8 protein-coding genes are annotated in these 13,590 nt (G+C 71.0%); 4 read left to right on the top strand and 4 right to left on the bottom strand.

What is annotated here, in order from left to right; genetic code table 11:
• The first annotated feature begins 252 nt into the window (after positions 1 to 252).
• The gene (locus WMF44_RS41535) at positions 253 to 1,455 is read left to right on the top strand and encodes a formylglycine-generating enzyme family protein (protein WP_437295586.1); all 1,203 of its coding nucleotides are present in this window, start codon (positions 253 to 255) and stop codon (positions 1,453 to 1,455) included.
• A gap of 137 nt (positions 1,456 to 1,592) precedes the next feature.
• On the opposite strand, the gene WMF44_RS41540 is transcribed toward WMF44_RS41535, so the two are convergent.
• Together WMF44_RS41540 and WMF44_RS41545 are read right to left on the bottom strand one after the other, a co-directional pair.
• On the bottom strand, positions 1,593 to 2,693 hold the full coding sequence (locus tag WMF44_RS41540) for an aldo/keto reductase (protein WP_437295587.1): 1,101 nt from the start codon (positions 2,691 to 2,693) through the stop codon (positions 1,593 to 1,595).
• A 281-nt stretch (positions 2,694 to 2,974) separates the two neighbouring features.
• Entirely contained in the window at positions 2,975 to 3,505 is a 531-nt protein-coding gene (locus tag WMF44_RS41545; protein ID WP_437295588.1) for a sulfatase-like hydrolase/transferase, read from the bottom strand.
• 517 nt (positions 3,506 to 4,022) lie between these two features.
• Here WMF44_RS41545 and WMF44_RS41550 point away from each other — a divergent pair.
• Genes WMF44_RS41550 through WMF44_RS41560 form a run of 3 tightly spaced genes read left to right on the top strand, consistent with a single transcriptional unit; the run spans position 4,023 to position 11,154 of the window.
• The gene (locus WMF44_RS41550) at positions 4,023 to 10,130 is read left to right on the top strand and encodes an AAA family ATPase (protein WP_437295589.1); all 6,108 of its coding nucleotides are present in this window, start codon (positions 4,023 to 4,025) and stop codon (positions 10,128 to 10,130) included.
• Entirely contained in the window at positions 10,127 to 10,786 is a 660-nt protein-coding gene (locus WMF44_RS41555) for a response regulator transcription factor (RefSeq protein ID WP_437295590.1), read from the top strand. Before WMF44_RS41550 ends, WMF44_RS41555 begins: the two co-directional genes overlap by 4 nt.
• Positions 10,783 to 11,154 carry a response regulator gene (locus tag WMF44_RS41560; RefSeq protein ID WP_437295591.1) on the top strand — a complete coding sequence of 124 codons (372 nt, stop codon included), beginning with the start codon at positions 10,783 to 10,785 and terminating at the stop codon, positions 11,152 to 11,154. The genes WMF44_RS41555 and WMF44_RS41560 overlap by 4 nt, the downstream gene beginning before the upstream one ends.
• 62 nt (positions 11,155 to 11,216) lie before the next feature.
• Here WMF44_RS41560 and WMF44_RS41565 read toward each other — a convergent pair whose 3' ends face one another.
• Positions 11,217 to 12,659, bottom strand: coding sequence for a catalase (locus tag WMF44_RS41565; protein ID WP_437295592.1), 1,443 nt, complete (start codon positions 12,657 to 12,659; stop codon positions 11,217 to 11,219).
• 117 nt (positions 12,660 to 12,776) lie between these two features.
• A complete protein-coding gene (locus WMF44_RS41570; RefSeq protein WP_437295593.1) occupies positions 12,777 to 13,472 on the bottom strand; it encodes a dienelactone hydrolase family protein in 696 nt (231 codons plus the stop codon).
• Positions 13,473 to 13,590 lie beyond the last annotated feature (118 nt).

Consider the following 13,590-nt stretch of genomic DNA (forward strand, 5'->3'; position numbering starts at 1 on the left):
CCGTTCGCCACCTCCGGGCTGTTCGATCCGAGCACGGCCGACGTGCTGCGCGCGCCCTATGCGGACGAGGCGGAGGCGGCGCTCTCTACGGCATGGCGAGCAACAGGTTCGCGGGCGCGTGGGCAACGATCGCCGTGGTCGGGGTTGTGGCATGCGCTTCCGGCGGCTGCGGGTGGCTCATCGGCGCGGACTGGTCCAGCTACGTACCAGGCGGAGGGTCGGGCGGAGCGGCCGGCAGCGCCGGCAGCAGCGATGGTTCCGGGACTGGGGCGGGGGGAACCGGCGGTTCGGCGCAGGGCAACGGCGGCGCCGGCGGAGGTGGAGGCCGTGGGGGCGCTGGGGGCGCTGGGGGGCGACCCGGAGTGCTTTGCCAGCGATGCGAAGTGCTCGGAGAACACGCCGCGGCGATGTGTCGATGGGCGGTGGGAGTACGGCGACCCATGCGTCAGGCAGACCTGCGTCGAGGGGGAGTGCATCGGGGAGTGCGGTCCGGACGACGTGCGCTGCGCGGACAATCAGCCGCAGCGATGCGATGGGCGCGGAGCGTTGAAAGATGCGGAGCCGTGTCGCGCGGCAGCGCCCGTGTGCGACGCAGGAAAATGCGTCCCACCAAGCTGTGTCGGACTGGTTGAGGCGTGCGGGCCGAGTGGCAACGAAAGCTGCTGCGCGACGGCGGAAGCGGTGCCCGGGGGCACGTTCAACCGGAGCAACGACGCAGCGTATCCGGCGACGGTGAGCAGGTTCGCGCTGGATCGGTTCGAGGTGACGGTAGGGCGGTTCCGGAAGTTCGTGGAGGCGTATCCCGGGAGCAAGCCTGCGGAAGGAGCGGGGGCGCATCCGCTAATCGATGGGAGCGGTTGGAATGCGGAGTGGGCTCTCCCAGAAAACGCGGCGGATTTGAGGCAGGCCGCGAAATGCAGTGGGGCCTACCAGACATGGACGGACGAGGCCGGCGCGAACGAGCACCTTCCGATGCACTGCCTGGACTGGTACGTCGCGTTCGCGTTCTGCGCGTGGGACGGGGGGAGGCTGGCGACGGAGGCGGAGTGGAACTACGCGGCAGCGGGCGGAGACGAGCAGCGGGAGTATCCGTGGGGCTCCGGGATCGACGGCGATCGCGCCGTCTACAACTGCACCGGGGATGGGAGCGTCGCGGGGCGTTGCGTGCCAAGCGACATCCTGCCGGTCGGGTCGAAGCCGCGCGGAGACGGGCGGTGGGGGCACTCGGATCTGGCCGGGAACATGTCGGAGTGGGTTTTGGACTGGTACGCAGACTACCCAGTCAGCTGCAACGATTGCGCCATCACGTCTACTGCTTCTCCTGCTTCGAGCCGGGTGATCCGGGGCGGGAGCTGGAACAGCAGTGCGTCAGACTTGCACTATTCCCGCCGCTACGACTATGACCCGTCGGTCCGCGCCAACAACATCGGAACCCGGTGCGCGAGGACACCGTAGCAACGAGTCGACGCGACCCCTCCGATCTGTCCTGCTGACCGGGCCAGGCGGGCCTCGCCGCGCTCGGCGACGGGCTCGACGCTCACCCGTGGCGAGGCTTGCCCCCCTTGCGTTGGGAGCCCCCGCCGGGCTCCCGCTCAAAGGTTCGCGGTCGTCAGCCAGTGGGGGTTCTTCGTCGTGCCGTCGAAGCGCTCCGTGGTCTTGAACTGCTCGTGTTCTCCTCTGGCCCCGAGCTCGGCTGTGCGCGCCAGGATCGCCGCGACGCGCTCGCTGCCGAGCGGCTGGAACGTGTAAGCCGCCTTGAGCGCCTGCTTGAGGACACCCAGGCTGTCGCAGCCGGTGATGACCACCGACGTCGGCAAGCTCATGGGGTAGTGCAGGCAGGTACTCGGCGAGACAACGCCCGCCTTCGCGATCTCCCCGCCGGCGAACGGCTTCATCCCCAGCACGCCGATGCCCTGCTGCGTCAGCACCGGGAGCACCGCCTTCTCGAAGCTCCGGTAATGGGGATCCAGGACGTTGAGGGGCATCTGCACGGTGTCGAGGGGGACGCCCTGCCGCTCGGCCATCTTCAGCATGGCGAGGTGGATGTCCGGGTCCTTGTGCCCCGTGAAGCCGATGAACCGGATCTTGCCGGCCTTCTTCGCGGCCACGAGCGCCTCCATCGCGCCGCCGGGCCCGTAGATCTGCTCGGGATCGCTCATCCGGATGATCTCGTGCATCTGCACGAGATCGATGACGTCGGTGCGCAGCCGCCGGAGCGACTGCTCGAGCTGCGCCTCGGCCGTCGCCCGGGTGCGGCCGTCGAGCTTGGTCATCAGGAAGACCTTGCCGCGGTATCCGTCCTGGAGCGCCTTGCCCATGCGCTCCTCGCTCTTGCCGTCGTGGTAATCCCAGCAGTTGTCGAGGAAGGTGACCCCGTGATCGATCGCGAAGCGAACGAGCCGGATGCTCTCCTGCTCGTCCTTGGGGACCGCCATGTGGTAGCCGCCGAGCCCGAGGAGGCTGACCTTCACGCCGGTCCGCCCGAGAGCCCTCGTCGGCATCACGCCGCCCGCCGGCAGCGCGACGTCCTCTTCCTCTGGCGCCCCGGAGGAAGGCCCCTCGGGAGGCTCCGGAGCGCCCGCGCCCGGGGATGTAGCGTTTTGCCGCAGCTGCGCGCTCCCCGCACACGCGCCGAGCGCGAGGCTTGTGCCCGCGGCGTGGAGGAAGGTCCGCCGAGAAGGTCGCTTCGTCATGATAGGGCAATGCTCCTTTTCAGGGCGAAGCTCGATTGCAGGGGACATGCCATGCGAACACAGGCACGAGCGCGGCGCCAGCGCCCGCCCCCCAGCAGTCACCAACGCGGTCGTGAACGTGGTCGTGGTCGTCAACGGCTCGGTCGTAAACGTGAACGTTCCGCGGAACTAAACGGAGGTAGCGACAATCGGCCAGGATACCGGAGGAACGTTCACGTCTACGATCTTGCCGTCGACGACCACGACCACGACCACGACCACGTTCACGTTCACGACCCCGTTCACGGTAGTGACCGCTTGGGGGTGAAGGAGCTCATGGCCGTCCGAGACGAGACGGCGTGGCTGTCGGTGCCGGAGACCAGCATCGCGCGGGTCGGCGCGCACAGCGATCCGGAGCGGTGCCCGGTGAGGATGCGGCCTTCGGCGGCGAGCGTATCGAGGTTCGGTGTGGTGATCTCGCCGCCGAACGCGCCGAGGTCCGAGAAGCCGAGATCGTCGGCCACGATCGTGACGATGTTGGGCAGCTCGACGATCGTGCCGCCGCCGCCCGAGCCCGCTGCACCGCCGCCGCCCGAGCCCGTCGCGCCAGCTTCACCCGAGTTGCCACCGCCGCCGGCACCGCCCGTGGCGCTGCCGGCGCCGCCCGAACCGCCCGACCCGCCGCTCGCGCTGCCCGTCTGAGCGGCGCTGCCGCCGCTGCCCGAGTCGTCATCGCCTCCGCAGCCGATCGGGCCGAGCAGCGTGGCGAGCAACCAGGGCCCGATCGCGAGCGCCGAGCCAATCCATCGATGGCGTTCGAAGAACCGCTTCATACCTGTCTCCTTGGAAGTGCCGGAAGCGCCGCATGCCGGAGTCGAACGTCGTCGTGAGCGAGGTTCCGCCGTCATCCAGGAGGGACACCTCGGTTCGCGCACCGGCAAAAGCTCGGCCGGGCGCGCCACGAGAAAGGGCGGGCTCTGACGGTGATGAGCCGCGTGGCTCGGCCGCCACGACGAACGACGGCGCCGCACGTCACCGGGGACGCGGAGGCGCTGCGTCGCTGTTCTCCTCGCCGCAGCGCGCGCCGCGGCGCATGCGGCTAACTACAGCAAGAACGACAAGTGCTCGTCCGGCAGCACGCCCCCGAGCGAGCACCGAACGCCCGCATGGCGACGAGGCAAGGAACATTACGTCCGCTATAACGGAAACAACGACGTTATACAAGACAATTCTCTCGCCGCGGAGCGACGGCCCGAGGTCCTGCCAGAGGTCCTGCCAGAAAAGCCGGCCGATAACGAGCCGTCGCCGGAAACAGCGTCGCGCGGGCGCTCGCTACCCGACCAAGGTCGGGTGTCGGTCCGCGCCGGGCATCCGTGGTGGTCGGGTAGACTCGGACCGTCCCGCAGCAGGACGCTCGACCTTTCACGCTCGATGACCATGGCAGCAATGACGCCCGAAAATTCCGGTGGAGACGGCTCCGGCGAGCCGATGCCGGTCGACGTGGTTCATCTGGAGCCGCTCTGGGAGGACGGCGAGGTCGGCCTGTCGCGAGGGCTCCGTCGCAGCGACGGCGCGCGGATCCTCACCGCGATCGGCCCGATCGCCCGCCTCGAGCACGAGCTCGCGCTCCGCCACGCGATCGAGCCGTCGTGGGGCGCACGGCCGCTGGGGCTCGCGCGCGCGGTGGGACGGCTCGCGCTCGTCCTCAGCGATCCGGGCGGCGAGATCCTGGCGCGCCTCGTGGGTCGCCCGTGGGAGACGACGGCCTTCTTGCGCGTGGCGATCGGCCTCGGCATCGCCCTCGACCGCGTCCACGACCGCGGCATCACCCACAGGGACCTCAAGCCGGCCAATATCCTCGTCGACGTCCGGGCCGGCGCCGTATGGCTCACCGGCTTCGGCATCGCGTCGCTGTCGCTGCGCGAGCAGCAGAACGCCGGCGCGCCGGTGCCCGCGGGGACGCTGGCGTACGTGGCGCCGGAGCAGACCGGGCGCATGAACCGCCCGGTCGACGCGCGCAGCGACCTCTATTCGTTCGGCGTCACGCTCTACCAGCTGCTCACCGGCGTGCTCCCGTTCAGCACCACCGAGCCGGCGGAGCTGCTGCACGGGCACCTGGCGCGGGAGCCCAGGCCGCCGCACGAGCTCGCGCCGGCGATCCCGCCGCCGATCTCGGCGATCGTGACGAAGCTGCTGGCGAAGGCCCCGGAGGACCGCTACCAGTCGGCGCGCGGGGTGCTCACCGACCTGCGGCGCTGCCTCGCCGAGTGGGAGTCGTTCGGGCGCGTCGAACCATTCCGGCTCGGCGCGCAGGACGTCTCGCGGCGGCTTCGCGTACCCGAGAAGCTCTACGGCCGCGAGCGCGAGATCCACGAGTTGCTGGCGACCTTCGGCCGGGTCGTGTCCGCCGGCGAAAAGGAGCTCGTGCTCGTCACCGGATATCCCGGGGCCGGCAAGTCGTCGCTCGTGAACGAGCTCCGGCGCGCGCTGTTGCCGGCGCGGGCGCTGTTCGCCTGCGGGAAGGCCGACGAGTCGACGCGCGATGTCCCGTACGCGTCGGTCGCGCAGGGCCTCCGCACGGCGGTGCGCGCGATCCTGGCGCAGAGCGAGGACGAGGTCGCGCGCTGGCGCGAGTCCCTGCAGCGCGCGCTGGGACCGAACGGCAAGCTGGTCGTCGACCTGGTGCCCGAGCTGGCCCTCGTCATCGGTGAACAGGCCCCCGTCGCCGAGCTGCCGCCGGAGGAGGCGAACAACCGCTTCTGCGCGGTGTTCCGCCGCTTCCTCGGGATCTTCGCGACCGCCGAGCACCCGCTCGTGCTGTTCCTCGACGACCTGCAGTGGGCCGACGAGGCGACCCTCGCCCTGCTCGAGCACGTGATCCGCCAGGACGACGTGAAGCATCTGCTGGTCGTCGGCGCCTACCGCGACAAGGACGTCGGCGCCGGGCACCCGCTTTCGCGGGCGCTCGAGCGGATGACCGCGGCCGGCGCGACGCTGCGCGAGATCGCGGTGCCGCCGCTCCAGGTGCAGGACGTCGAGAAGATCCTCGGCGGGGCGCTCGGCTGCAGCCGCGAGCACGTGCGCCCGCTGGCGCGGCTCGTCTACGAGAAGACCAGCGGCAATCCGTTCTTCGCCATCCAGTTCGCCTCCGCGCTCTACGATGACGCGCTGATCGGCGTCGACCCGGCGAGCGGCAGCTGGACGTGGGACGTCGCGCGGATCCAGGCCCAGAACTTCACCGACAACGTCATCGAGCTGATGATGACGCGCTTCGGCGGCCTGCCCCCGGCCACGCGCGAGGCGCTGAAGGACCTCGCCTGCCTCGGGCGCACGGCCCCGGCGCGGACGCTCGAGGACGTCCACGGCGAGCACATCCACGCGGCGCTGGCGGAGGCGATCCGCGCGGGCCTTGTGTACCAGCTCGACGGCGCCTACTCGTTCCTCCACGACCGCGTGCGCGAGGCCTCGTACGCGCTGCTCAGCGAGGCGGAGCGCCCGGCGGCCCACCGGCGGATCGCGCGGAGGCTCCTGGCCAGCACGCCGGGCGAGCGGCGCGAGGAGGCGGTGTTCGACATCGTCAACCAGTACAACGGCGGCTCGTCGCTGGTCGTGGAGGACGATGAGCGGCTGCTGCTCTCGGAGCTCAACCTGCTCGCGGGCGGGCGGGCCAAGGCCGCGAGCGCGTACGCCCAGGCGCTCAGGTACCTGACGCAGGCGCGCGCGCTGCTGCCTGCCGACAGCTGGCAGCGCTGCCCGGCGCTGGCGTTCCCGATCGAGCTGGCCGTCGCCGAGTGCGAGTGGCTGAGCGGCGCGAGCGACTCGGCCGAGGCGCGGCTGTCGCGGCTCTCGTCGCGCGTGACCGACCCGGTCGACCTCGCGGCGATCGTGTGCGTGCAGATCCACCTGTACACGACCACCGATCGGTTCGATCGCGTGGTGCCGATCGGCCGCGACTACCTGCGCGGCGTCGGCATCGCGCTGCCGGCCGCGCCGACCGACGACGAGGTGCGCGCGCAGTACCAGGACATGCGCGCGCGGATGGGCGAGCGCTCGATCGAGTCGCTGCTCGACCTGCCGCGGATGACCGACCCGCGGCGCCGGGCCGCGATCGACGTGCTGTCGCTGCTCGCGACGCCGGCGTACTTCGTCGACAAGAACCTCTACGCGCTGCTCATCCTCCACATCGTCCTGCTCAGCCTCGAGCACGGCAACACCGACGGCTCGGCGCTGGCCTTCTCGCTGCTCCCCAGCGTGATCGGGCCGCGCTTCGCCTCGCATCGCGACGGCTACCGGTTCGGCCAGCTGAGCGCCGACCTGGTCGAGAAGCGCGGGTTCGACCGCTACGCGGCGCGCGTGCTGATGGTCTTCGCGACCCATGTGATCTCGTGGACCAGCCACCTGCGGGCCAGTCTTTCGATCACCAAGCGGGCCTGCGAGAAGGCGCTCGAGAGCGGCGACCCCTACGGGGCGTACTGCGCCGGGTTCGCGGTCACCTACCTCCTGGCCGCGGGCGCGCCGCTGGCCGAGGTCCAGCGCGAGGCCGAGGGCGCGCTGGGCGTGGCCCGCCAGGCCGGCTCCGCGTTCGCCACGGAGCTCATCGGCGCCCAGCTCGACCTGATCCGGACCCTCCGCGCGCCGCTCGGCGGCGACGGAGCCCCGGCGGCCGGCGACGAGCGGCCCTTCAGCGACCCGTACGATTCGGGCGCCCTGCTCGCCGTGTTTCGCTGGGTCCGCGAGCTCCAGGGCTGCTTCCACCGCGAGCGCTACGACGAGGCCGTGGCCCTGGCCGCGCGGGCGCGCGAGCGCATCGACGTCGCGGAGCGGTTCTACGAGGAGGCCGAGTTTCACCTGTACTCCGCGCTGGCCCACGCGGCGGTCAGCGACGGGAGCGCGGGCGGCGGTCACGTCGAGCGGGTGGCGGCGCACCACGCCCAGCTGGCCGCGTGGGCCGAGGATTCGCCGCAGACCTTCGGCTGTCAGGCGGCGATGGTCGAGGCGGAGCTGGCCCGCCTGGAGGGCCGCGAGCTGGCGGCGGAGCGCACCTACGAGCAGGCGATCCGGCTCGCGCGCGAGGAGGGCTTCGTGCAGTTCGAGGCGGTCGCCAGCGAGCTGGCGGCGCGCTTCCACGAGCGCCGCGGGTTCGGCACGATCGCGGCGGCGTACACCCGCGAGGCGCGGGACCTCTACGACCGCTGGGGCGCGCGCGGCAAGGTCGAGCTGCTTTCGCGGCGGCTGCGGGCCGGTCGCTCGGTGGTGTCGTCCGGCGAGACGCTGCTCGAGCGGCTCGACGTCGCGGCGGTGCTCCGCGCGTCGCAGGCGCTGTCGAGCGAGATCGTCCCCGAGCGGTTGATCGAGGCGTTGATGCGCACGACGGTCGAGAGCGCCGGGGCGACGCGCGGGGTGCTGGTGACGCTGGCGCGCGGCGAGGTCGAGGTCGCCGCTGTGGCGACGACCTGCGACGAGGGCGTGGCCGTGCGGCTGCGCGACGCCGGAGCGCCCGCGGAGGAGCTGCCGGAGACCGTCATCCAGTACGTCGTGCGCACCCGCGACAGCGTGCTCCTCGACGACGCCCTGCAGGCGCACCCGTTCGCGGGCGACCCGTACATCGCCGCGCGCCGCTGCCGCTCGCTGCTGTGCCTGCCGCTCGCCAAGCAGTCGCGGCTGATCGCGGTCCTCCAGCTCGAGAACACGCTCACGCCGCACGCCTTCACGTCGGAGCGGATCGCCGTGCTGACCCTGCTCGCGTCGCAGGCGGCGATCTCGCTGGAGAACGCGCGCCTCTACGCCGAGGTGGGCCGCTCCGAGGGCCGGCTGACGCGGATCATCGACACCATCCCGACGCTCGCCTGGTCGGCCCGGCCTGACGGCTCGGCGACGTTCTTCAACCGCCAGTGGCTCGACTACACCGGCCTCTCGCTGGCGGAGGCGCAGGCGCAGCGCCACCCGAGCGCGACCCACCCCGACGACACGGAGGCGGCGCGCTCGCACTGGCAGCGGCTGGTGCGGTCGGGCGAGCCAGGCTCGTTCGAGGCCCGCCTGCGCCGCGCCGACGGGGTCTATCGCTGGTTCTTGACGCGGGCGCAGCCGCTGTACGACGAGCGGGGGATCGTCGAGTGGTACGGCACCAGCACCGACATCGAGGATCGCAAGCAGGTCGAGGAGGAGCTCGACGCGCGGGTCCGCTTCTGGACGCTGCGCTCGTCGATCTCGAGCCGGCTCGCGGCCTCGCCGACCGACCGCCTCGACGCGGAGATCGACAAGGCGCTGGCCGAGGTCGGCGGCTTCTTCGAGGTCGACAGCATCTTCATCTTCTGGTTCTCGCACTCGGGCACCGACGCCGTCAGCACGCACACGTGGGCCAAGTCGGGCGTGGCGCTGCCGCCGAGCACGGTCACGATGTTCCGCGAGAGCGTGGACGAGCTGCGCCGCGGCGAGGACGTGCCGGTCCACGACGTGATGCGGATGCCGGAGCACAAGCGCGACGAGGGGCTCGCGCTCGAGGCGATGGGGATCAAGTCGATCATCGCGCTGCCGCTGGTGGTCGGCGGGGTGACGAGCGCGTCGCTCAACCTGGCGTGCACCTCGCGGTACGTGCTGTGGACCGACCCGATCCGCCAGCGCCTCCGGATCCTCGGCGAGGTGTTCGCCAACGCGCTCGTCCATCGCCGGGCCGAGCTCGACCTCGAGCGCTCCGAGTCGGCCCTCCACCGCGCGCAGACCGACCTCGCCCACGTCACCCGCATCACCATGCTCGGCGAGCTGGCGGCGTCGATCGCCCACGAGATCAACCAGCCGCTGACCGCGATGATGGCCGAGGCGGCGGCGTGCACCAACTGGCTGGCGGCGCCGCGGCCGAAGCTCGACGACGTCCGCGACTCGCTGGCGGCGATCGCCAGCGAGGGCAGCCGCGCCGGCGAGATCTTGCGGCGGATCCGGGCGCTGCTGTCCCGCTCGTCGATCGAGACCAACTCGTGCGACCTCACCGCCGTCGTCCACGCGGTGCTGCCGGTCGTGCGACGACAGCTGCTGCAGTCCGAGGTGGTGCTCGAGACGGCGCTACGGCCGAGCTTGCCGGCGGTCGTCGGCGATCCAGTCCAGCTGCAGCAGGTGGTCCTGAACCTGATCCTCAACGCGAACGACGCTTCGCGCGACGTCGAGCCGAACCGCCGCCGCATCACGGTTCGTACGTTCGTCGAGCGGGGCGACGCCGACGGGTCGGTCGTGGTCGAGGTCGAGGACTGCGGCATGGGCATCGGCGGGGCCGACCCGGCGAGCCTGTTCGAGCCGTTCTTCACCACCAAGACCAACGGCCTGGGGATGGGGCTGGCGATCAGCCGCTCGATCATCGAGCGCCACGGCGGCCGGCTCTGGGCGCAGCCCAACGCGTCCGGCATCGGTGCTACCTTCGGCTTCTCGCTCACGGCGATCTCGCGCGACTTGCAGCGGAGCTCCGGATGAACGCGACCTCGACCCTCTCCTCCCCGGCCCCGAAGGTCTTCGTCGTCGACGACGACGCGTCGGTGCGCGCCAGCTTGAGCCGGCTCCTCGCGTCCGTCGACCTCACGGTCGAGACCTTCCCGTGCGCCGAGAGCTTCCTGTCCGCCGATCACTCCGACGCGCGCGGCTGCGCGGTGCTCGACGTCAAGCTGCCGCAGCTCGACGGCCTCGAGCTGCAGCGTCGGCTCTCGGACGCCCGGGTCAACCTGCCGATCATCTTCCTCACCGGGCAGGGCGACATCCCGATGTCGGTGCGGGCGATGAAGGCGGGGGCGGTCGAGTTCATGACGAAGCCGTTCCGGCCGGAGGACCTGATCGCGGTCGTCCGCGAGGCGATCGAGCGCGACCGCGTGGCCCGGATCGAGCGCGACGACCTGGCCGCGCTGACGGGCCGCTACGAGTCCTTGACCGCCCGCGAGCGCGAGGTGATGCGCGGCGTGGTCGCCGGCCAGCTCAACAAGCAGATCGCGGCGGAGTTCGGCACGCGCGAGGCGACGGTGAAGGAGCAGCGGGCCAAGGTGATGGAGAAGATGCGGGCCGGCTCCCTCGCCGAGCTGGTGCGCTTCGCCCTGCGCCTCGGCCACCTCGAGGGTGCCGACGGAGGACGAGGCCGATGAACGACGAACGGCTGATCGCGATCGTCGACGACGACGCGTCGCTGCGCCGCTCGCTCGGCAACCTGCTCAAGTCGACGGGCTTCAACGTCGAGACGTTCGCCTCCGCGGAGGCGTTCCTCGCCGCCGGCAAGATCGAGGCGATGGACGTCCTGGTCCTCGACGTCCGCATGCCGGGGATGAGCGGCGTCGACTTGCTCGTCGAGCTGACCCGCCGCGCGTCGCGGCTGCCGGTCGTCGTCCTCACCGCCCACGGCGACGAAGACGTGCGCAAGCAGTGTTTCCGCGCCGGCGCCGTGGCCTTCCTGACCAAGCCGTTCCAGCCCAAGGACCTGCTCGACGAGATCCATCAGATCACGCGCGGCGACTGAGCTGCTCGAGCGCAGCCGCCGCGCCGCGGCCGCGCGAGCGCAGCCGCCGCGCGAGCGCCGCGCTAGGCCCGGTCGAGGCCGAGCGCCCGGGCCACGCCGGCCCCGTAGGCGAGGTCGGCCTTCATGCAGTTGGCGACGTGCCGGCGCTGGATGTCGACCGACGCGCCGCCGAGGGAGCGAGCGGTGTTGTCGAACAGCGCCTGTCGCTGCGCCGGCGACATCAGGCGGAACAAGCGACCTGGCTGCTCCCAGTGGTCCTCGTCGGCGCGATGATCCCAGTGGGCGGCATCTCCCGCGACGGGCAGCGGCGGCTCACCGGCGCCGGCGTTGTCGTCCCATTCGCCGTGTCGGTTCGGGAAATAGCTGGTCGTGGCGCCGAGGTTGCCGTCGACGCGCATCGCGCCGTCGCGGTGGAAGCTGTGAAACGGGCACTTCGGCGCGTTGACGGGGATCTGGTTGAAGTTGACGCCGAGCCGGTAGCGCTGCGCGTCGCCGTACGAGAAGAGCCGCGCCTGCAGCATCTTGTCGGGCGAGAGGCCGACGCCGGGGACGATGTTGGCCGGCGAGAACGCGGCCTGCTCGACCTCGGCGAACACGTTGTCGGGGTTCTTGTCGAGCTCGAGGACGCCGACCTCGATGAGCGGATAGTCGGCCTTCGGCCAGACCTTGGTGAGGTCGAACGGGTTATGCCGGTGCGTCCGCGCCTGCGCCTCGGTCATGACCTGAATGCAGAGCTTCCAGCGCGGAAACCGCCCCGCCTCCAGGCTCTCGAACAGGTCGCGCTGGTGGCTCTCGCGGTCTCGCCCCACAACCGCCTCGGCCTCGGCGTCGGTGAGGTTGTCGATCCCCTGCTGGCTGATGAAGTGGAACTTGACCCACACGCGCTCGTTCGCGGCGTTGATCATGCTGAAGGTGTGGCTGCCGAAGCCGTGCATCGTGCGATAGCTGCGCGGAATCCCGCGGTCGCTCATCACGATCGTCACCTGGTGGAGCGCCTCGGGCAGCGACGTCCAGAAGTCCCAGTTGCTCTCCGCGCTGCGCATCCCGGTCCGAGGGTCGCGCTTGACCGCGTGGTTGAGATCGGGGAAGCGCAGCGGGTCGCGGAAGAAGAACACCGGCGTGTTGTTGCCGACGATGTCCCAGTTCCCCTCTTCGGTGTAGAACTTCACCGCGAAGCCGCGGATATCCCGCTCGGCGTCGGCGGCGCCGCGCTCGCCGGCGACCGTCGAGAATCGCACGAACACCGGCGTCCGCTTGCCGACCTCGGCGAGGAGCCTGGCGCGGGTGTACCGCGTGACGTCGTGAGTCACGGTGAACGTCCCGCAGGCGCCCGAGCCCTTGGCGTGCATGCGCCGCTCGGGGATCACCTCGCGGTCGAAGTGCGCGAGCTTCTCGATCAGCCAGAGGTCCTGCAGCAGCGCGGGGCCGCGCGGACCGGCGGTCTGGATATTCACGTTATCGACCACCGGCGCGCCGGTGGCATGCGTCAACTTCGGTTTGGACATGCGTCGACGCTAGTTCGCGACCAGGCCGGCGCAAACCCGACGATGGTCGGGTGACGTCGTCAGGCCACGTTCCCCGGATCGCGCGAGCGCCGCGGCGCGCGCGGCCCGCCCTCCTGTTCAGGCGAGGTGCTGCTTGAAGAACGCGTCGGTCCGCCGATTGGCCAGCGTGGCGTCGGCAGCGTCGTAGCGGGCGCCGCCCGGACGGGCAAACGCATGGTTGCGGCCCGGGTAGGTGTGGATCTCGACATGCTGGTTGTCCCGCAGCGCGGCGCGGATCGTCGCCTGGGCGTCCTCGCCGATGTACTCGTCGTCGCCGGCGAGGTGCATCAGCAGCGGGCGCTCGATGTTCACGCCCTCGGCCACGTATTTCTCGGTGCCTCCACCGTAGTAGGCGACGAAGACATCGGCATCGGCGCGCGCCGCGGTCAGGAACGTGAGCAGTCCGCCGAGGCAGTAGCCGGTCACGCCGACCTTGCCGGAGGCGCCGGGCATGGCGCGGGCGGCCGCGACAGTGGCCGCGATGTCGCGGGGCCCTTTGTCGAAGTCGTAGGCGCCATACAGGGCGAAGCCCTTGGCCACGTCGCCTTCGTCGCTCTCGCACATGTCCACGCCCCGCTGGGCGCGCCAGAACAGGTCGGGACAAACGGCGATGTACCCCTTCTCGGCGTAGGCGTCGGCGATGCTGCGGATCCCGGCGTTGACGCCGAAGATCTCCTGGATCACGACGATCACCGGCGCGACGGCGGCCCCGGGACGCGCGACGTAGCAATCGAAGCTGCCATCGTCGGTCTGGACGGTGAGACGATCGTTCATGCTGGGCTCCTCCGGTTGGTTGATGGCCGGTTCCGCGCACGAGATGTGGGCGGTTCGACGCGCCCGAGCACGACCACGACCACGGGGGCCGTGAGCGGCGTCGGCGCCAGCTCCGGCG

The sequence above is a fragment of the Sorangium sp. So ce426 genome, from assembly GCF_051475585.1.
GTDB classification, from domain to species: Bacteria; Myxococcota_A; Polyangia; order Polyangiales; family Polyangiaceae; genus Sorangium; species Sorangium cellulosum_B.

Coding starts and splice junctions, on each gene's coding strand:
- WMF44_RS41535 (WP_437295586.1), top strand. CDS start 253: ATGGTTCCGGGACTGGGGCGGGGGGAACCGGCGGTTCGGCGCAGGGCA.
- WMF44_RS41540 (WP_437295587.1), bottom strand. CDS start 2,693: ATGACGAAGCGACCTTCTCGGCGGACCTTCCTCCACGCCGCGGGCACA.
- WMF44_RS41545 (WP_437295588.1), bottom strand. CDS start 3,505: ATGAAGCGGTTCTTCGAACGCCATCGATGGATTGGCTCGGCGCTCGCG.
- WMF44_RS41555 (WP_437295590.1), top strand. CDS start 10,127: ATGAACGCGACCTCGACCCTCTCCTCCCCGGCCCCGAAGGTCTTCGTC.
- WMF44_RS41560 (WP_437295591.1), top strand. CDS start 10,783: ATGAACGACGAACGGCTGATCGCGATCGTCGACGACGACGCGTCGCTG.
- WMF44_RS41565 (WP_437295592.1), bottom strand. CDS start 12,659: ATGTCCAAACCGAAGTTGACGCATGCCACCGGCGCGCCGGTGGTCGAT.
- WMF44_RS41570 (WP_437295593.1), bottom strand. CDS start 13,472: ATGAACGATCGTCTCACCGTCCAGACCGACGATGGCAGCTTCGATTGC.